This window comes from Stenotrophomonas sp. 10L48 (genome assembly GCF_056395105.1).
In genome coordinates, this window is the sequence record NZ_JBFTIX010000018.1 from 13298 (window position 1) to 32885 (window position 19588).

At 65.5% G+C, this 19588-nt stretch carries 20 protein-coding genes; 11 read left to right on the forward strand and 9 right to left on the reverse strand.

The genetic code is table 11. The annotated features are described in order from the left end of the window. Positions 1–346: 346 nt before the first annotated feature. Entirely contained in the window at positions 347–1165 is an 819-nt protein-coding gene (locus tag AC1DCU_RS19850; RefSeq protein WP_025877373.1) for a hypothetical protein, read from the reverse strand. 497 nt (positions 1166–1662) lie between these two features. On the opposite strand from AC1DCU_RS19850, the gene AC1DCU_RS19855 reads away from it, so the two are divergent. From AC1DCU_RS19855 to AC1DCU_RS19895, 9 genes are all read left to right on the forward strand, one after another. Beyond that, positions 1663–1995: a hypothetical protein gene (locus AC1DCU_RS19855; protein WP_032952006.1), complete on the forward strand. Its 333-nt coding sequence runs from the start codon at positions 1663–1665 to the stop codon at positions 1993–1995. A gap of 31 nt (positions 1996–2026) precedes the next feature. Then, positions 2027–2815, forward strand: coding sequence for a F0F1 ATP synthase subunit A (gene atpB, locus AC1DCU_RS19860; protein WP_025877369.1), 789 nt, complete (start codon positions 2027–2029; stop codon positions 2813–2815). Between the two features lie 64 nt (positions 2816–2879). Further along, positions 2880–3182 (forward strand): F0F1 ATP synthase subunit C, encoded by a 303-nt coding sequence (gene atpE, locus AC1DCU_RS19865; protein ID WP_442252162.1) that lies wholly within the window; start codon positions 2880–2882, stop codon positions 3180–3182. A 114-nt stretch (positions 3183–3296) separates the two neighbouring features. Beyond that, positions 3297–3767, forward strand: a complete 471-nt coding sequence (locus tag AC1DCU_RS19870; protein ID WP_025877365.1) for a F0F1 ATP synthase subunit B — start codon at positions 3297–3299, stop codon at positions 3765–3767. A 2-nt stretch (positions 3768–3769) separates the two neighbouring features. After that, complete coding sequence (locus AC1DCU_RS19875) at positions 3770–4297, forward strand: F0F1 ATP synthase subunit delta (protein WP_025877363.1); 528 nt, start codon at positions 3770–3772, stop codon at positions 4295–4297. 44 nt (positions 4298–4341) lie between these two features. Continuing rightward, positions 4342–5889, forward strand: coding sequence for a F0F1 ATP synthase subunit alpha (gene atpA, locus AC1DCU_RS19880; protein WP_025877361.1), 1548 nt, complete (start codon positions 4342–4344; stop codon positions 5887–5889). A 95-nt stretch (positions 5890–5984) separates the two neighbouring features. Further along, entirely contained in the window at positions 5985–6848 is an 864-nt protein-coding gene (gene atpG / locus AC1DCU_RS19885) for a F0F1 ATP synthase subunit gamma (RefSeq protein ID WP_025877359.1), read from the forward strand. A gap of 38 nt (positions 6849–6886) precedes the next feature. After that, positions 6887–8293: a F0F1 ATP synthase subunit beta gene (gene atpD / locus AC1DCU_RS19890; protein WP_025877357.1), complete on the forward strand. Its 1407-nt coding sequence runs from the start codon at positions 6887–6889 to the stop codon at positions 8291–8293. A 112-nt stretch (positions 8294–8405) separates the two neighbouring features. Then, on the forward strand, positions 8406–8828 hold the full coding sequence (locus tag AC1DCU_RS19895) for a F0F1 ATP synthase subunit epsilon (RefSeq protein WP_025877355.1): 423 nt from the start codon (positions 8406–8408) through the stop codon (positions 8826–8828). Between the two features lie 77 nt (positions 8829–8905). Here AC1DCU_RS19895 and AC1DCU_RS19900 read toward each other — a convergent pair whose 3' ends face one another. Beyond that, the gene (locus AC1DCU_RS19900; RefSeq protein WP_424843708.1) at positions 8906–9289 is read right to left on the reverse strand and encodes a GtrA family protein; all 384 of its coding nucleotides are present in this window, start codon (positions 9287–9289) and stop codon (positions 8906–8908) included. 79 nt (positions 9290–9368) lie between these two features. On the opposite strand from AC1DCU_RS19900, the gene glmU reads away from it, so the two are divergent. Both glmU and AC1DCU_RS19910 read left to right on the forward strand, forming a co-directional pair. Beyond that, positions 9369–10736, forward strand: coding sequence for a bifunctional UDP-N-acetylglucosamine diphosphorylase/glucosamine-1-phosphate N-acetyltransferase GlmU (gene glmU, locus AC1DCU_RS19905; protein ID WP_223486704.1), 1368 nt, complete (start codon positions 9369–9371; stop codon positions 10734–10736). After that, positions 10705–11238 carry a GNAT family N-acetyltransferase gene (locus AC1DCU_RS19910; protein ID WP_442252161.1) on the forward strand — a complete coding sequence of 178 codons (534 nt, stop codon included), beginning with the start codon at positions 10705–10707 and terminating at the stop codon, positions 11236–11238. Before glmU ends, AC1DCU_RS19910 begins: the two co-directional genes overlap by 32 nt. A 468-nt stretch (positions 11239–11706) precedes the next feature. Here AC1DCU_RS19910 and AC1DCU_RS19915 read toward each other — a convergent pair whose 3' ends face one another. The 7 genes from AC1DCU_RS19915 to AC1DCU_RS19945 form a co-directional block, all read right to left on the reverse strand. Continuing rightward, positions 11707–13068 (reverse strand): sensor histidine kinase, encoded by a 1362-nt coding sequence (locus AC1DCU_RS19915; protein WP_180831952.1) that lies wholly within the window; start codon positions 13066–13068, stop codon positions 11707–11709. Continuing rightward, positions 13065–14411 (reverse strand): sigma-54-dependent transcriptional regulator, encoded by a 1347-nt coding sequence (locus AC1DCU_RS19920; protein ID WP_025877345.1) that lies wholly within the window; start codon positions 14409–14411, stop codon positions 13065–13067. The genes AC1DCU_RS19915 and AC1DCU_RS19920 overlap by 4 nt, the downstream gene beginning before the upstream one ends. A gap of 140 nt (positions 14412–14551) precedes the next feature. Then, the gene (locus AC1DCU_RS19925; protein WP_312401428.1) at positions 14552–14932 is read right to left on the reverse strand and encodes a PDZ domain-containing protein; all 381 of its coding nucleotides are present in this window, start codon (positions 14930–14932) and stop codon (positions 14552–14554) included. Between the two features lies 1 nt (position 14933). Next, on the reverse strand, positions 14934–16148 hold the full coding sequence (locus AC1DCU_RS19930; RefSeq protein ID WP_442252097.1) for an ABC transporter permease: 1215 nt from the start codon (positions 16146–16148) through the stop codon (positions 14934–14936). Positions 16149–16169: 21 nt separating this feature from the next. Further along, complete coding sequence (locus tag AC1DCU_RS19935) at positions 16170–17474, reverse strand: ABC transporter permease (protein ID WP_208081690.1); 1305 nt, start codon at positions 17472–17474, stop codon at positions 16170–16172. Positions 17475–17484: 10 nt separating this feature from the next. Continuing rightward, complete coding sequence (locus tag AC1DCU_RS19940; protein ID WP_032976565.1) at positions 17485–18207, reverse strand: ABC transporter ATP-binding protein; 723 nt, start codon at positions 18205–18207, stop codon at positions 17485–17487. Between the two features lie 31 nt (positions 18208–18238). Then, entirely contained in the window at positions 18239–19516 is a 1278-nt protein-coding gene (locus AC1DCU_RS19945; protein WP_442252098.1) for an efflux RND transporter periplasmic adaptor subunit, read from the reverse strand. Positions 19517–19588 lie beyond the last annotated feature (72 nt).

Genomic DNA, 19588 nt, shown 5'->3' on the forward strand with positions numbered 1-19588 from the left:
TTTTGCGAGCTGTAGGGCCGCTGCGCGGGCGGCAGGCATTTCGACAAATGTCCCCCGTCGCCCGCCTTCGGCGGTCGCCTCCTCCTTTACTTTGTCGAAACGCCTGCCGCCCGCGCGCGGCTGCCTGGATGCCTGACACGCGGAGGGAGAGGGGGCTGGGTGCGAAGTATAGGAGGAGGTGACGGCCGCAGGCCGGCGCCGGGGGACATTCGCACCCCGCCCCCTCTCCCTCCAGCGCTCGACCAACCCGCTTCTGCTCTTCTGCCAGGAAGCCACAAAAAAACGCGGCCCCCGATGTTCCGGAGGCCGCGCCAGGAGAGAGAATGCTGTGGAAGGGGAGCAGGGTTTAGAAGGTGACGCTGATACCCGCCACCGGGCCCTTGAATTCCTGCTTCAGGCCGATGGTGCCGTCGCTGCCCTTCTTGTCCGCATCCAGCTTGAACCAGTCGTAGCCGGCGAACACGCCGAAGTTCTGGGTGAAGCGGTAATCGACGATCGCGTTGGCGCGGCTGAGGTCACCCTTGTAGTCGTCGAAGCTGCCCCAGCGCGTGTTGAGGTACTGGCCCTGCAGGGTGATCATCCACTTTTCGGACGGGGTGAAGCTCAGGCGTGCACCGACCACCGGCGCCACACCGTCGGTCTTCTCGTCCAGGAACTGGCCTTCATACACCGTGCCCAGGTCGGCGTAGCCCTTGGTGCTGACCTTGGCGTATTCGGCACCCAGCTGCAGGCCGAGATCGAACTTCTCGGTGTCCACCACCGAGTAGTCATACACCAGGCTGGCCACCTGGTACTTCAGCTCGGCCTTGACGAAGCTGTCGGCCGGCACGTTGACGTTGCCGAAGGAAATGTCCTGGCCAAGCGTCTCGCGGCGGTCCTTGTCGTACTTGAAGTAGTTGAACAGCAGGCGCTGGCGGTTGCTGATGCGGAACATGCCGTCGATGCGCGGCTCCCATTCCTTGCCACCCAGCTTGAAGTCCTCGGAGAAGCCGATGTCCTGGCCGGCGACATTGGTGTTGCCGCGCAGGGTGTTGTCCGAGTCGATGTTCATCGCACCCAGGCGCAGGGCGAAGCGGTCATCGCCTTCGGCGGCATGGGCGGAGGAGGCGAACGACGCGCCGGCGGCGAGAAGCGAGAGGGCGAGCAGGGTGGGGACGGAGCGCATCGAAAGAGTCCTTGCAGTGGTTCATCGGAATGAAGGCCACTTTGCCGGACGTCGCTGTCCACCATTCGTGAAGGTATGGTCCACGCGATGTGGACGGTTCAGCGCTGTCAGCGCCCTGCGAAAAGATGGCCCCGGAGCGGCGCTTCGGGGCCATCATGGGGACCTGCAGGCGAAGCGTCGACGAGGTAGCTGCAGGCAGGTCGGAAGATGGGACCACTGCCGTCGGCGGAAAGTTCCGCCGCCTGCGACCAAAGTTCAATGCGCTGCACCGCAACATCGCGCAGATGGCATTGTCCCCGTGGTGGGCTGCAAAACCGCAGCCCTTACCGCAACTTGCGCTGTTCCGATATGAACAGGCAGCGGTTGTCTCGCAAATTGTCCCATTGCTATAATTTGGCGGCTCGATGAGGCCCCCCCTGCTGTAGTCGCCTCAGCCATCCACTTGTAACCACGCGGGACGTCCTGTGCTGAACTCCGTAGAAACGGGTCGGCGACTGATGCTGCGCGCCGCGGTCTACCCGCTGGCCGCGGTGGCTGTCCTGGCTCTGGCCTTCCTGCTGGTGGGGCCGAAGTATGCCCTTGGTGCCCTGGCATCCGGTGTGGCGGTTTCGGCCGGTGGTTGGGTGGCGGCACGGATGGCGCTGGGTGGTGGTGCGCTGGGGGCCGGTTCGGCCATGGCACGCCTGATCGTTGCGATCGTGGCCAAGTGGGCGCTCGTTTTTGGTGTCCTGATGGTGGGGTTCCTGGTCTTCAAGCTGCCTGCACTGGCGCTGTTGGCCGGTATCGCCGTCGGGCTGATGTTCCAGGTCCTGGCCATGGCCAGGCGCTAATCGAATTCATTTAACTTAAGGTTCCGGACACATGGCAGGCGAGGCGCTTACACCCACCTCCTACATCCAGCATCACCTGCACAATCTGACTGCAGGTCATGGCACCCCGTGGGCGATCCACGTGGACACGCTGGTAACCTCGCTGCTGATGGGCCTGGTGATGGTCGTCGCCTTCTGGATGGCGACCCGCAAGGCCACCTCCGGCGTGCCGGGCAAGTGGCAGGCATTCGTCGAGATCTGCCTGGAGTTCGTTGACCGCCAGGCCAAGGACACCTATCACGGCACCAGCAAGCTGGTGACCCCGATCGCGATCACGATCTTCTTCTGGATCCTCCTGATGAACCTCATCAAGATGATCCCGGCCGACTTCATCGCCAAGCCGCTCGAACTGATGGGCGTGCCGTACTGGAAGCCGGTCCCCACCGCTGACGTCAATGCCACCCTGGGCATGTCGATCAGCGTGTTCTTCCTGATGCTGTTCTTCGCGTTGCGCGCCAAGGGTATTGGTGGTTTCACCAAGGAATTCCTGACCGCACCGTTCGGCAAGTGGATGATGCCGTTCAACCTGATCCTGAACATCGTCGAGTGGCTGAGCAAGCCGATTTCGCTGGCGATGCGACTGTTCGGCAACATGTTCGGCGGTGAAATCGTGTTCCTGCTGATCTGGGTGCTGGGCGGTGCAGGTATCGCCGGCATGTTTGCAGGCGCGTTCGCCGGCTTCGGCTGGATGCTGTTCCACCTGCTGGTGATCCCGCTGCAGGCCTTCATCTTCATGATGCTGTCCATCGTGTACCTGAGCCTGTCGGAAGACGCTCACTGAGTTTCGCTTCACCCTTCATCCGTTTGTTTCTAAACCCTTAGCAATCAAGTTCCTGGAGAAAACCATGTACTTCGCCGTCCTGACCAATCTCGCCCAAGTTCAGAGCTCCACCGTCCTCGCCGTCGGCATCATGATCGGCCTGGCCGCGCTGGGCGCCGGTCTGGGTCTGGCCATCATGGCCGGTAAGTTCCTGGAGTCGGCCGCGCGCCAGCCGGAACTGATCCCGGTCCTGCAGGTCCGCATGTTCATCACCGCCGGCCTGATCGACGCCGCCTTCATCATCTCGGTCGCCGTGGGCCTGCTGTTCGCCTTCGCCAACCCGCTGGTCGGCGAGTTCATCTCGCGCCTGCCGGCAATCGCTGGCTGATCCAGCGAAAGTGAAACGACCGGGCGCCGCAGGCGCCTGGTCGCGGATGAAGGTTCGGAGGCGCCGCCCGTGTGGCGGCGCATCCATCCCGTCACAACCGACTGAGCGAACCCCATGGATATCGGTTTTACCCTCATCGCCCAGGCCCTGGCCTTTGCCGCCCTGATCTGGCTCATCGCGACCAAGATCTGGCCGCCGCTGATGAACGCGATCGAAGAGCGCCAGCAGAAGATCGCTGAAGGCCTCGCTGCTGCCGACCGCAGCCAGAAAGATCTGGCCCAGGCGCAGGACAAGGTCAATGAAGCGCTGAAGGAAGCCCGCACCAAGGCCAACGAGATCATCGACCAGGCCCACGCGCGTGCCAACCAGATCGTCGACGCGGCCCGCAACGAAGCTGTTGCCGAAGCCACCCGTCAGAAGGACCTGGCCCAGGCCGAAATCGACGCCGCCGCCAACCGTGCCCGTGAAGATCTGCGCAAGCAGGTGTCCGCGCTGGCCGTGACCGGTGCCGAAAAGCTGCTCAAGCGCGAAATCGACGCCAACGCCCACAAGGCGCTGCTCGACGAGCTGGCCTCGGAGATTTAAGGATGAGCCAGGCCCTCACGCTTGCCCGCCCGTACGCCCGCGCCGCCTTCGCGACCGCGCGTGACGAAGGCGCGTTCGCGCCGTGGTCGGACGCTTTGGCGTTCTCCGCCCACGTCGCCGCCGACCCGCGCGTGGCGGCCCTGCTCGCCAACCCGGAGCTGGGTCGCGATGACGCCATCGCCCTGCTGGCGCCGGAGTCCCGCGGCGAGACCTACTCGCGCTTCCTGGCTGTGCTTGCCGAGTCGCATCGTCTGCCGCTGCTGCCGGAGATCGCCGGCATGTTCGACGCCCTGCGCGCCGAGGCCGAGCACGTGGTCAAGGCCACGGTGACCTCCGCGGCCGAGCTGTCGGTTGCCGAGCTGGACGCGATCAAGGCCGCGCTGCGCAAGCGCTTCAACCGCGAGGTCGAAGTGGCCACCGCGGTCGACGCCTCGCTGATCGGCGGCGCTGTGATCGACGCCGGCGACGTGGTCATCGATGGTTCGCTGAAGGGCAAGCTGGCCCGTCTGCAGACCGCGCTCGCTAACTGAATTCATTTAACGTCCGGCCCCGCTGCCGGCACTAGGACTTGACGATGGCAACCACGCTCAACCCCTCCGAAATCAGCGAACTGATCAAGAACCGCATCGAGAAGGTCAAGCTGGCCGCGGAATCGCGCAACGAAGGCACCGTGACCAGCGTGTCCGACGGCATCGTGCGCATCTTCGGTCTGGCCGACGTGATGCAGGGCGAAATGATCGAACTGCCGAACAACACCTTTGCCCTGGCCCTGAACCTGGAGCGCGACTCGGTCGGCGCCGTGGTCCTGGGTGGCTACGAGAACGTGCGCGAAGGTGACGTCGCCAAGACCACCGGCCGCATCCTGGAAGTGCCGGTCGGTCCGGAACTGCTGGGCCGCGTCGTCAACGCGCTCGGCGAGCCGATCGACGGCAAGGGCCCGCTGGCCACCCAGCTGACCGCTCCGGTGGAGCGCGTTGCTCCGGGCGTGATCTGGCGCAAGTCGGTCGACCAGCCGGTGCAGACCGGTTACAAGTCGGTCGACTCGATGATCCCGATCGGCCGTGGCCAGCGCGAGCTGGTCATCGGTGACCGCCAGACCGGCAAGACCGCACTGGCCATCGATGCGGTGATCAACCAGAAGGGTACCGGCATCAAGTGCGTGTATGTAGCGATCGGCCAGAAGGCTTCGACCGTTGCCAACATCGTGCGCAAGCTGGAAGAGAACGGCGCCCTGGCGCACACCATCGTGGTGGCTGCCACCGCGTCCGAATCGGCCGCGATGCAGTACATCAGCGCCTACTCGGGCTGCACCATGGGCGAGTACTTCATGGACCGCGGCGAAGACGCGCTGATCGTGTACGACGATCTGTCCAAGCAGGCCGTGGCCTACCGCCAGATCTCGCTGCTGCTGAAGCGTCCGCCGGGCCGTGAAGCCTACCCGGGTGACGTGTTCTACCTGCACTCCCGTCTGCTCGAGCGCGCTGCCCGCGTGTCCGAAGAGTACGTCGAGAAGTTCACCAACGGTGCGGTGACCGGCAAGACCGGTTCGCTGACCGCGCTGCCGATCATCGAGACCCAGGCCGGCGACGTTTCCGCGTTCGTTCCGACCAACGTGATCTCGATCACCGACGGTCAGATCTTCCTGGAAACCGATCTGTTCAACGCCGGCATCCGCCCGGCCGTGAACGCCGGTATCTCGGTGTCGCGCGTCGGTGGTTCGGCGCAGACCAAGATCATCAAGAAGCTGTCCGGCGGCATCCGTATCTCGCTGGCCCAGTACCGCGAGCTGGCTGCGTTCGCGCAGTTCGCCTCGGACCTGGACGAAGCCACCCGCAAGCAGCTTGAGCGCGGCCAGCGCGTCACCGAGCTGATGAAGCAGAAGCAGTACGCGCCGATGTCGATCGCCAACCAGGCGCTGTCGATCTACGCCGTCAACGAGGGTTACCTCGACGACGTGCCGGTCAGCAAGCTGCTGGCGTTCGAAGAAGGCCTGCACGCGCATTTCGCCAATACCCAGGGCGAACTGATCGGCAAGGTCAACGCCACCGGCGGTTGGGACAACGACATCGAAGGTGCCTTCAAGAAGGGCATCGTCGAGTTCAAGACCACCGGCAGCTGGTAATCGAGGTCCTGTAGAGCGGAGCGATGCTCCGCTGGACCAGACGATCAAACGGTTGAACAACGCGGGGCCCCGGCCCCGCGCCACGGGAATAAAAGATGGCAAGCGGACGCGAAATCAAAACCAAGATCAAGAGCGTGCAGAACACCCGCAAGGTGACGCGCGCCCTGGAAATGGTCTCGGCCTCCAAGATCCGCAAGGCGCAGGATCGGATGAAGACCTCGCGTCCGTACGCGCAGGCGATGAAGCAGGTGATCGGCCACCTGGCGCAGGCCAGCACCGACTACCAGCATCCGTTCCTGGTCGAGCGTGAGCAGGTCAAGCGGGTCGGTTTCATCGTGATCTCCTCCGATCGCGGTCTGGCCGGCGGCCTCAACAACAACCTGTTCCGCAGGATGCTTGGCGAAGCCAAGGCCTGGCAGGACAAGGGCGCCGAAGTGGACCTGGTGACCATCGGCCAGAAGGCATCGACCTTCTTCCGCCGGGTCAAGGTGAACATGGTCGGCACGGTGACCCACATCGGCGACACGCCGAAGCTGGAATCGCTGATCGGTGTGATCAAAGTCATGCTCGACGCCTTCACCGAAGGCAAGGTCGACCGTGTGTACCTGGTCTACAACCGCTTCGTCAACACGATGACGCAGAAGGCCAGCTTCGATCAGCTGCTGCCGCTGCCGGCCGCTGAGAAGCAGGTTGCGCACCACGACTGGGACTACCTGTACGAACCCGATGCCGCGACCGTGCTCGAGCACGTGATGACGCGTTACATCGAGTCGCTGGTGTACCAGGCGCTGCTGGAAAACGTCGCTTCCGAGCATGCCGCGCGCATGGTGGCGATGAAGTCGGCCAGTGACAACGCCAACAAGCTGATCGGAACCCTGCAGCTGGTCTACAACAAGGCCCGCCAGGCAGCGATCACCCAGGAAATCTCCGAAATCGTCGGCGGCGCGGCAGCAGTCTGACCGCGTTCGTTAAAAGCACACATTTAGAGGATGCAGCAATGAGTCAGGGCAAGATCGTTCAGATCATCGGCGCCGTCGTCGACGTCGAATTCCCCCGCGAGTCGGTGCCGAAGGTGTACCACGCGCTGAAGGTGGACAACACCGAAATCACCCTGGAAGTGCAGCAGCAGCTCGGTGACGGCGTGGTCCGCTGCATCGCGCTGGGCTCCACCGATGGCCTGAAGCGCAACCTGGTGGCCACCAACACCGGCCGCGGCATCTCCGTGCCGGTCGGCGCTGGCACCCTGGGCCGCATCATGGACGTGCTCGGCCGCCCGATCGACGAAGCCGGTCCGGTCGCCTCCAGCGACACCTGGGAAATCCACCGCGCTGCTCCGTCGTATGAAGACCAGTCCCCGGCCACCGAGCTGCTGGAAACCGGCATCAAGGTCATCGACCTGATGTGCCCGTTCGCCAAGGGCGGCAAGGTCGGCCTGTTCGGCGGCGCCGGCGTCGGCAAGACCGTCAACATGATGGAACTGATCAACAACATCGCCAAGGCGCACAGCGGTCTGTCCGTGTTCGCCGGCGTGGGTGAGCGTACCCGTGAGGGCAACGACTTCTACCACGAGATGAAGGACTCCAACGTCCTGGACAAGGTCGCGATGGTGTACGGCCAGATGAACGAGCCGCCGGGCAACCGTCTGCGCGTCGCCCTGACCGGCCTGACCATGGCCGAGTACTTCCGCGACGAGAAGGACGAGAACGGCAAGGGCAAGGACGTGCTGCTGTTCGTCGACAACATCTACCGCTACACCCTGGCCGGTACCGAAGTGTCGGCACTGCTGGGTCGTATGCCGTCGGCAGTGGGTTACCAGCCGACCCTGGCCGAGGAAATGGGCGTCCTGCAGGAGCGCATCACCTCGACCAAGAATGGTTCGATCACCTCGATCCAGGCCGTCTACGTGCCGGCCGATGACTTGACCGATCCGTCGCCGGCGACCACCTTCGCCCACCTTGACTCGACCGTGACCCTGTCGCGTTCGATCGCTTCGCTGGGTATCTACCCGGCGGTCGATCCGCTGGACTCCACCAGCCGCCAGATGGACCCGCTGGTCATCGGCCACGAGCACTACGACACCGCCCAGCGCGTCCAGCAGACCCTGCAGAAGTACAAGGAACTGAAGGACATCATCGCCATCCTGGGCATGGACGAACTGTCCGAAGAAGACAAGCAGGCCGTGTCGCGCGCCCGCAAGATCGAGCGCTTCTTCAGCCAGCCGTTCCACGTGGCCGAAGTGTTCACCGGCTCGCCGGGCAAGTACGTGTCGCTGAAGGACACCATCCGTGGCTTCAAGGCCATCGTCGATGGCGAGTACGACCACCTGCCGGAGCAGGCGTTCTACATGGTCGGCAGCATCGAAGAAGCGGTCGAGAAGGCCAAGAAGATGGCCGAGAAGGCCTGATGCGGCGGGGACGGGCACACGCCCGTCCCGACCGTGACACGGGGTGGGCCTGCGCCCACCGCTGCGGAATCCCTGCGGTGGGTTCGACCCGCCCCCTAGCGAAGAGAGTTACATGAGCACCATCCGTTGCGACATCGTCAGCGCCGAGCAGGAAATCTTCCGTGGCGAAGCGACCCTGGTCGTGGCCACCGGTGAGCTGGGCGAACTGGGCATCGCGCCCAAGCACGCACCGCTGATCACCCGCCTGAAGCCGGGCAAGGTGGTAGTGACCACGCCGAGCGGCGAGCAGCTGGATTTCGCCATCTCCGGCGGCATCCTGGAAGTGCAGCCGCAGGTGGTGACCGTGCTGGCCGACACCGCGATCCGCGCACAGGACATCGACGAAGCCTCGGTCCGCAAGGCCAAGGAAGAAGCCGAACGCATCCTGGCCAACCGCGGCGAAGCGATGGAAGTGGCCGAAGCCCAGCAGAAGCTGGCAGAGGCCGTTGTCCAGCTGCAGGCGCTTGAGCGCCTGCGCAAGACCCTCAAGCACTGAGGTCCAGCGCCATCAAGCAGGAACGCCGGCCCAGTGCCGGCGTTTTTGTATGTGTCGACAACGCAGCGGAAACGCCGTTACCGGTACACGACATGGCGCAGCAGCAGGAAAGACACCACCGCCAGGCCCGCTTCCACCAGCGGCTTTGCCAGCCAGGCGTACCGCAGGCCCAGCGCATGGTCGGCGGCGGCCACCAGCAGCGTGCTGGCCGCGGTCAGCAGCAGCCACAGCGGCAGGAATCGTGCGAAGCGGCGCCAGCCCAGGCGCTGCCCGTTGGCGTCGGCGAAGGTGATGCGTCCATTGAGCCAGAAACCCAGCAGCATGCCCGCCACGCGTCCGCAGACATTGCCGGGCGCAGCCGGCATGCCGGCCGCCGTCGCCAGCACGAACACCGCCCAGTCCAGCAGTAACTGCAGCAGGCCGATGACGAGATAGGAACGGCCTTGGCGGAGCAGGCTCATGGTGCCGGGGTCATGGTGGGGGCTCCATGTTAACGGCCTCCGTTCTAGAATCACCGCCATCGAATCGTGGACCGCCCGCATGACCCAACCCCTGCACGTGATCATCCTCGCCGCTGGCGCCGGCAAGCGCATGAAGTCGGTGCTGCCCAAGGTGCTGCAGCCGATTGCCGGCCAGCCGATGCTGGCGCATGTGATCGCCACGGCGCGGGAACTGCAGCCGGCCGCCATCCACGTGGTGTACGGCCACGGCGGGGATCAGGTGCGGAGCTACTTCGCTGACCAGCCGGACCTGTTGTGGGCGGAACAAGCGCAGCAGCTGGGTACCGGTCACGCCGTTGCCCAGGCCATGCCGGAGGTGCCCGACGCCGCCCAGGTGCTGGTGCTGTACGGCGATGTGCCGTTGATCCGTGCGCAGACCCTGCGCGACCTGCTGGCCCAGCCGGGCCGGCTGGCCGTGCTGGTGGCCGATGTCGAGGATCCCACCGGCTATGGTCGCGTGCTGCGCGACGCCGAAGGCAAGGTCGGGGCGATCGTCGAGCAGAAGGACGCCGATGACGAACAGCGCCGGGTGCGCATCATCAACACCGGCATCATCACTGCCGAATCGACGGCGCTGCGCCGCTGGCTGTCGCAGCTGTCCAACAGCAACGCGCAGGGCGAGTACTACCTGACCGATGTATTCGCCTTTGCCGCCCGCGAGTTCACTCCGGCGGAGATGGCCCTGGTGGCCGATGCGCAGGACGCCGAAGGCGCGAACGATCCGTGGCAGCTCTCGCAGCTGGAACGGGCCTGGCAACGGCGCGCGGTGCGCGCGCTGTGCATCCAGGGCGCGCGCGTGCGCGATCCGGCGCGGGTGGATATCCGGGGTGAGGTGATCGTCGGCAGCGACGTGATGATCGATGTCGATGTGATCCTTGAAGGCAAGGTGGTGCTCGGCGATGGCGTGACCATCGGCCCGTTCACCCGGCTGAAGGACGTCACTCTCGGCGCGGGCACCGAAGTGCGTGCGCACTGCGATGTGGAAGGCGTGATCAGCGAGGGGGCGGCGCAGATCGGCCCGTTCGCGCGCCTGCGCCCGGGCACGGTGCTGGCTGATGGCGTGCACGTGGGCAACTTCGTGGAAACCAAGAAGGTCACCCTGGGAGTGGGCAGCAAGGCCAACCACCTCACCTATCTGGGCGACGCGGTGATCGGCAGCAAGGTCAACATCGGCGCGGGCACCATCACCTGCAACTACGACGGCGTGAACAAGTCGACCACCACCATCGGCGACAACGCTTTCATCGGCTCCAACAGTTCGCTGGTGGCGCCGGTGCTGATCGGTGAAGGCGCGACGATTGCTGCCGGTTCGGTCATCACCCGCACTGCGCCGGACGGCAAGCTGACCGTAGCCCGTGCGCGCCAGGAAACCATCGATGGCTGGCAGCGCCCCATCAAGAAAAGCTGAGCCGAGGCCACCGCGCGTCGATGAACTGAGTGCGCTGCCCCGCATCGAACAGCGTGCGGGTGAACTGCTGCGCGGGCACGAGGCGTACCCGGTGTTCGCCGGCCATGGACTGGACCTTCCCACGTTGCAGGCCGGACTGCGGCGTGGCCTGTTGTGGATCATCGAAGGCGCCGATGGCGGCATCGCCGGCTATCTGCTGGGCGGTACGCTCGACGGCGATTTCCATGTGCTGCAGATGGATGTGGATCCCAATCATGCTCGCCGTGGCTACGGACGGGCGTTGCTGCAGCATGCACTCGCCGAGGCCAAGGCGCTTGGCTATCCGGCGGCGGTGCTGACCACGTTGTCCAATGTACCGTGGAATGCGGCGTTCTATGCCAGCGAAGGATTCACCCTGCTGCCGGAGCCGGAGTGGGGCGCGGGCCTGCGAGGGGTGATGGCCGAGGAAGCCGCGTTGGGATTCCCGATGCACCTGCGGGTGGCGATGCGACGGGTGCTTTAGTTTTGCTTCTCCTGTTGATTGCTGAAGGTTGATCACGGTTCATGGGTGTCACTTTTCTTTTCGCGCGAAAAGAAAAGTAACCAAAAGAAACGCGCCGCCAGTCCGCGAGCCGTCGTGCTGCGCACGCCGGTACCCTGCGTTCCTCGGTCCGTCGAGGGACGGCGCGGGAACTCGCTGCGCTCAGACACCCGCGCCTCTTCGCCCTCGCCGGCCCTGCGGTGCTCGGCTCGCTTCAAGGCGGACCCAAGTCAAAGGCCACAGCTGCACCCAGTAGATCCACGCCATGCGTGGATGCTTTTGCTCTGCTTCTCGAGTCCGTCTTGAAGCGAGCCGAGCACCGATGCGCAGCACGACGGCTCGCGGTCGGCGGAACGCTTCTTCTGGTTACTTTTCTTTGCGTACAAAGAAAAGTGACACCCATGAACAATGCTCAACCTTCAGCCATCAACAGAGGAAGGAAGAACAAACCTACCCCACCGGCAACAGGATCGACACACACAGCCCGCCGTCGGTGCGGTTCTGCAGTGACACGCGACCACCGTGCGCCTCGACGATCTCGCGGGTGAGGGCCAGCCCCAGCCCGGTGCCGTTGCGCTTGGTCGAATAGAACGGCATCAGCGCATTCTGCAGCACCTGCTCGTTCATGCCCTTGCCGCGGTCCAGCACATCCAGCCGCAGCCACTGCGGCAGCCGGGTCAGCTGCACCTGCACGTCGTCGTTGGGCGGATCGGCTTCGGCGCAGGCCTCGTGTGCATTCTTCAGCAGGTTGAGCAGGGCCTGGCCGAACTGGGCGATGTCGATCCGGCTGCTCAGTTCCTCGTCAGGTGCACGCTCCATCGTGAACGGAATCTGCTGGCACAGGCTGGACAGGAACGGCGCCCAGTGCACGGTCTGCAGCTGCGGCTGCGGCAGCTTGGCGAAACGCGCGTAGCCTCGGATGAAGCCTTCCAGATGGCGGGCGCGGTCTTCGATGGTGGTGAAGATCTCCGGCAGCCGGTCGAAGCGTTCGCGCTTGACCAGTTCGCCGCCGGAGTGCGCCAGCGATGCGATCGGCGCCAGCGAGTTGTTGAGTTCGTGGCTGATCACCCGGATCACCTTCTTCCAGGTCTGTACTTCCTGCCGGCGCAGTTCGGCAGTGAGCTGGCGTACCAGCAGCAGGTCATGCGGGCGGCCGTTGAGCTGGAACGCGCGCCGCGACAGGTGATAGACCTGTTCGTCGTCCTCGTCGCCTTCCACGCCGTCTTCGCTTTCCGACTTCACCGCAAACAGGCTGTCGCCGCCGCGGCCGATGGCATCACGCAGTTCCACCGGCAGCTGCTCGAGCACGTCTTCCATGCGCTGGCCTTCCAGCTTCCAGCCGCTGTGCAGCAGCTTGCGCGCGGCCAGGTTGGAGAACACCACGCGGGAAATGCCATCGCCACCGGCGGCGATCAGCAGCATCGCCACCGGGGTGTTCTGCACCATGGTGTCCAGCAGCAGTTCGCGCTGCACCAGGCCCTGGCGTTGTGCGCGCAGCACTTCCCCCAGCTCGCGGTGTGCCTGCACCAGATCGCCCAGTTCATCATTGCCGGGCCAGTAGATGCCGAAGTTGTACTCACCGTCGCGGTAGCTGCTGGTGGTCCCGGACAGCGCCCGCATCAACGAGCGCACCGGTGCGGTGGCGCGGCGCAGCGTCCACCACATCAATGACAGCAGGATGATCGTGGAGACCGTGGTCACCACCCAGCCATGGTCCATCCAGTAGGCCAGCAGCCACGGCAGCGCGGCAGCCAGCGCCAGCACCGGCAGCAGGCGCAGGAACAGGCGGAAGGTGAAGGAGCGTCGCTTCATTCGCGTGGGATGCCGTGACGGTCCATGCGCCGGTACAGCGCCTGCCGGCTCAGTCCAAGCTCGTTGGCCGCCTGTGCGATGACGCCGTGATTGCGCGCCAGCACTTCTTCGATGCGTGCGCGATCGGGATCATTGCCGGCGCTTGGCGTCGGGCGCGGTGCAGCAGGTGCACGCGGCAGGTTGAGATCGGCCACTTCGATGCGGTTGCCGGTGGCCAGCAGCTCGGCACGCTGGATCACGTTGCGCAGCTCGCGCACGTTGCCCGGCCACAGGTGGCGCTGCAGTGCGGTGGCCGCCGTGCTGGACAGCGGCTTGCCGATGCTGAGGAAATGCTCGGCCAGCGGCACGATGTCGCCGGGGCGGTCGGCCAACGGCGGCAGCGTCAGTTCCACCGTGTTGAGCCGGTAGTACAGGTCTTCGCGGAACGTACCTTCGCGGATCATCGCCGGCAGGTCGGCATTGGTCGCGCTGACCACGCGCACCTTGACCTGGCGTTCGCGGTTGGAGCCCAGGCGTTCGAAACGTCCTGTCTCCAGCACACGCAGCAGCTTCATCTGCCCACCCAGCGACAGGTTGCCGATCTCATCCAGGAACAGCGTGCCGCCGTCGGCTGCCTCGAACTTGCCTTCGCGCGCCTTGTTGGCGCCGGTATAGGCGCCGGCCTCGGCACCGAACAGTTCGGCCTCGATCAGTTCGGAGGGCAGGGCGCCACAGTTCACCGCCACGAAGGGGCCCTTGGCCACCAGCGAGTTGGCCTGGATGATCTGCGCGATCTTCTCCTTGCCCGCGCCATTGGGGCCGGTGATCAGCACCGGCAGCTCAGAGCGCGCGACCTGGCACGCCAGGGCGATCACCCGCTCGCTGGCGGGGTCGGCGAACACTGCACCACACAATGCGTACTTGTCTTCCAGCGCATGCCGCTGGCGCTGTTCGCGCTGGCGTCGCTGGTCCAGTTCGCGCCGCGCTTCGGACAATTCCAGCAGGTTGTTGACCGTGGTCAGCAGCTTGCGGTCATCCCAGGGCTTGGCCAGGTAGTCGGCGGCACCGGCCTTGACCAGGTCCACCGCGCTGCTCAGGTGGGTCCAGGCGGTCAGCAGGATCACCGGCAGATCGGGGTGGCGTTCGCGGATCTGTGCGAACAGCGCCTCGCCTTCCTCACCGGAGGTGGTGTCCTCGCTGAAATTCATGTCCTGGATCACCAGGTCCACCGGCTGCGATTCCAGCAGCGCCAGCCCTTCGGCCGGGCTCTGCGCCAGCAGGGTGTCGATGTCATGCAGGGAGAACAGCACGTCCAGCGCGGTACCCACGCTGGCGTTGTCGTCGATGATCAGGATCGCAGGCATGGGTCGCAAAGAGGGTAGCGCCGGGCCATGCCCGGCGGGGCGGGTGCAGTTGCAGCGGCTGGAACCGCCGGGCATGGCCCGGCGCTACCGGGCCGCTCTGCAATATAGCGAAACCAGCGGTAGCGCAGGGGCGTCCCGACTCAGCGCCGTGGCGGCGGCGGTGGCGGCGGTGCTGGCGGGTTCAGCGCCGCCCGCCACGCCGACACCGCCACCGGCACGGTCAGCATCCGGCCATCGCGGCGCAGCAGCAGGTAGACGGTGGGCGTCGATGCCGCCCGTATTGCGTCGGCGAGCTGTTCGATCTGCCGCACCGGCGAGTCGTCCACGCGCAGGATGCGGTCGCCATGGCGCACGCCGAAGCGCGGCTCCGGGCTGGCCGCATCCACCCTCACCACGCCTTCGGTCGAGCGCAGCGCCAGCCGCGCATCGTCCTGTCGCCACTCCAGCGTCTGCGCGCTGCTGCTGCCGGCGAGTACCGGCAGCGGCAGGGCCAGCAACAGCACCAGCAGGCTGGCGCGCATCTCACGCCCCCCGCGTGGCGACGGCCGGGGGCACCGCAGCGGCGCGGCGGGCCGGGCCGAACACGGCGATCTGCCCCAGCAGCCACAGCAGCGCTGCGCCCAGCGGCAGGTACAGCAGCGGCATGCGCGGCAGCTCGTACATGTTCATCAGGGCCAGGTTGATGGCGTACGCCGCCAGCATGCCCAGCACGATGCCCAGCGTGGCCAGCAGGAAGTTCTCGGTCTGGAAATAGCGCAGGATCTGCCCGCGGGTGGCGCCCAATGCGCGGCGGATGCCGATCTGCTTGCTGCGCTGCTGCACCCAGAAGCTGGCCAGGCCGACGATGCCCAGGGCGGTGACCACCAACAGCGCCACGCAGACCGTCACCAGCAGCCCGACCATCGAGCGGTCGTTCTTGAAGTAGTCGGCACGCTGTTCCTGATAGGTCAGTTTCTCGCGCACCAGGCGGTTGGGATCGTTGTGGTCCAGCGCGGCCAGCGCACCCTTCAGCACTTCATCGCGGCGTTCCGGCGAAGTGCGCAGCATGTACGGGCCGCGGGTGAAGTCGGTACGCACCGGCAGCATCATCGACAGGGTGCTGTTGTCGTTGTAGTCGGTGGGGGTGGCCAGATGGGCGACCACGCCGACCACGTGCAGGGCCTGGTTGCCCATGTAGAAGGTCTTGCCCAGCGCGCTCTGGTCCGGATACATCTTGGCGGCGACCTGCTGGTTGATGATCACCGGCGCGGCGCGGTCGGGCTTGGGATTTTTCTGGGCTTCCTCATAGTCGATGTATTCACTGGGCAGGAAGTCGCGGCCGGCGACCAGCTGCAGGCCGAGCGTGGACAACGCGTTCTCGCTGAACATGTACAACGACACGAAGGCGGTCGGGCGCTCCTGGTCACGTTCGCGCGAGATGCTGGTGTTGCTCGAGTTGCGGCGGAATGGCAGCTGGTTGACCTTGGTCACGCTGGTCACGCCGGGAATCGCGCGCAGCGATGCCAGGTCTTCGTTGGTGCGGGCCATGGCGTTGGCCTGCTTGCCGATGCCGCTGACCCGGACCATGACCAGTTCGTTCTCGGCCAGGCCGCTGGGCTGGCTGATCTTTTCCACGCGCTGGGTGACCAGGAACAGGGCATTGCAGACGATGGCGCAGGTCAGGGCGATTTCCAGCACGATCAATGCGGCTGCGGTCTTGTGCCGGCGCAGGGTGCTGAGGATGGGGCGGATGTCCATGGGAAGTCCTCGTTCTGGTGCTTACTGCGACTTGAGCTGGATGGCCGGGGTGACCTGCATCGCGCGCCAGGCGGGCAGGAAGCCGGCAGCAATGCTGGCCAGCAGGGTCAGGCCGAGGGCGAGCAGCAGCATGCTGCCGTCGAGGTGGGCCAGCTTGGCGTAGTCCACCGGCTGCTGGCGCACCGCATACAGTCCCAGCAGTGCCAGGCCGATGCCGAGCACGCCACCAACCACGCCCACCGCGCCCGCCTCGACCAAGCACTGCAGGAAGATCTGCCCGCGGCTGGCACCCAGTGCGCGGCGCACGCCGATCTCACCGCTGCGGCGCAGGAACTTGGCCAGCAGCAGGCCGACCGTGTTGACCAGGCAGACACCGAGGAAACCCAGGGCCAGCCACATCTGCAGGCGTACGTCGCTGGGTACCGCGTTGTTGAAGGTCAGCCACTCCATCACGGTGCGCAGGCGCACGTTGGCCGGGCGCTCGAAACGGCCGGCAGCCCGCTGCTGGTCCGAGTAGTTCACCAGGTAGCGGCGGTAGTCCTCGGCCTTGGACGGGTCAAGCTCCACCCAGTACTGGATCCAGGTGCACGGCGCGTTGATCGAATTGCTGTCGTCATCGGGTGCGCCGTCGCGGAAGCAGTTCATGTTGCCGTTGCTGCCGAGCTTGAGGTCCATCGCGGTGGACAGCGGCATCATCAGGTCCTCTTCGCGGCCGTAGTTGCCGACGGTCAGGTCGAAGAAGTGCGGTTCCGGATTCCAGGTGTCCATCACCCCGATCACCCGCAGCGAATGGCCCTCGACCCGGATCTGGCGGCCGACACTGTCGGCGCCCTGGAACAGCTTGTCATTGATCACCTTGGACAGCACCACCACGCGGGCGCGACCGTCATCGTCGCTGGCCGTCCAGGCACGGCCATACAGCATCGGCACGTTGAACATCGGGAAGAAGTCGGCCGAGGTCCAGCGGGTGTCGATGTTGAACGGCTTCAACGTGCTGCCTTCCGGCTCGACGGTGACGGCGCCAGCACTCATCATCGCCTGGCGCTCGCCACGCTTCTCGCGCAGCAGCGTCTCTGCATCGAAGCGGGTCATCTGGGTCTCCGGCTCTTCGCCGGTCAGGTAACCCGAGCGCGGGCGCGGATCGACCTGCACGTAGAACAGGCGGTCGCTCTTGTCAGGGATCGGGTCGCCGGACAGCACGTGGAAAACGGTCAGGGTGGTCATCGAAGCACCGATGCCCAGCGCGATGGCGACCACCATCAGCGCGGTCAGTACCTTGTTGCGGCGGAAGCTGCGTACCGCCAGTCGGGCGTAGTAGGCGAACATGGTCGTGCCCTCACTCGTTGACGGCGACGATGCGACGCGGGGTGGCCAGCACCGGCTCGCGCACCAGGTCGGTGACCTGGCCGTCGACGATGTGCACGTTGCGCTGCGCGCGTGCGGCCAGTTCCGGGTCGTGGGTGACCATCACGATGGTGGTGCCGGCGGCGTTGATCTCCTCCAGCAGTTCCATCACCCCGCGCGCCATCTGCGTGTCCAGGTTGCCGGTCGGTTCGTCGGCCAGCAGCAGGCGCGGGCTGCCGGCCAGGGCACGGGCGATTGCCGCGCGCTGCTGCTGGCCGCCGGAGAGTTCGTTCGGGTAGTGCTTCATGCGCGAGCCCAGGCCGACCTGGCTCAGCGCCTTCTCGATGCGCTCGCGGCGCTCGCCGGCGCTCATCTTGCGGTAGCGCAGCGGCACGTCCACGTTGTCGAACAGGTTGAGGTCCGGAATCAGGTTGAAGCCCTGGAAGATGAAGCCGATCTTCTGGTTGCGCAGGCGGCTGCGGGCATCATCGCCGAGCTTGCTGACGTCCTGGCCATCAAGCATGTAGGTGCCGCTGGTGAAGGTTTCCAGCAGGCCGGCGATGTTGAGGAAGGTGGTCTTGCCGGAGCCGGACGGACCGGTGACGGCGACGAACTCGCCTTCCTTGACCTGCAGTTCCAGTGAACGCAGCGCGTGGGTTTCCACCTGTTCGGTACGGAAGACCTTGGCGACCGAACGCATTTCGAGCATGTACATGGGGTGTCCTCTCTCCAGGATGTATGAGTTGTCAGTTGACGGAGACGCGTTCGGCGTCCTTGAACAGGTCGCTGCCCGAGACCACGATGCGGTCCCCCGGCTGCACACCCGACTTGATTTCCACTTCGCCCAGGCTGCTGACGCCCAGTTCGATCGGACGACGCACCGCGGTGCGGCCATCCATTACGTACGCCACACCGTTGCCCTGTTCCACGAACGGGCCGCGCTCGACCTTCATGACGTTCCTGCGGGTATCCAGCAGCACCCGCACCGACATCCGCTGGCTCTGGCGCAGGCCTTCAGGCTGGGCTGCGGCAAAGCGGACGCGTGCGTTGACTTCGCCATTGACCACTTCCGGCGACACCGCACTGATCTCGCCCGGGAACGGCTGGCCATTGCCGCCGGTCAGCTGCGCCGGCATGCCGATCGCCAGATCGCGCGCGAAGCTCTCCGGCACCTTGATCTCAACTTCGAACTTGGACAGGTCGACCACGCCCAGCACCGGCGCGTTGGCGGCAAGGTTGGTGGCCTGGGTGGCCTGCACCTGGCCGACCTGGCCATCGAACGGTGCACGCAGGGTCAGTGCGTCCACCTGGCGCCGCACTTCGGCCACTACGGCCTTCTGGCGGTCGGCCAGCAAACGCTTGTTGCGTGCGTCCAGGTCCGCGCCCTGGCTCTGCAGGCGTGCATCGGTGGTGGCATTGACCAGGCTGATGTCGGCCTTCTTCAGGGTGTCCTGGGCCTTGGCCAGATCGATCTGCGGCACCGCGCCGCCATCGAAGCCGCGCTGGTAGCGCTGCAGGTCGCGGTCGGCGGCCTGTCGCTCGATGCTGGCCTGGTCGGTTTCCTTGCGCGATTTGGCCCGGGCCAGGGTGGCATCCAGGTTGGCGCGGCTGGCCTCGGCCTCCAGGCCGGCCAGGGTGGCCTCCTCCTGGGCGAGCTTGCTGCGCAGCTCGGGGCTGTCGATGATCGCCAGCTCCTGGCCCTTCTTGACCACGTCACCGGCGACCACCTTCAGGTCCACCGTGCCGGCGGAGATGGCGTACAGCACCGGGCTGTTGGCGGCGATCACGCGGCCGTCGGCGGCGATGTCGCGCACCAGGTCGCCGCGCTGCACTTCGGCGATGCGCACCCGGCTGCTGTTGAACGAGCTGCTGGCATTGGACCAGGCATGCACGGCCCAGCCGATGCCGGCCAGCAGCGCGATACCCGCCAGGGCCGGCCAGCGGTAACGGTGCCATGCGGCCTTGGGGGCACTGGCTGAAGCGGAGGAAACGATCTGGTCCTGGGCGGAGGTGTCGCGGATCATCGGGTTCGTGCCTGTCGGTGGTGCCAGAGTGGTGTCAAGGACAAAGCACACAGCGTGCCAACTTTATTTCCT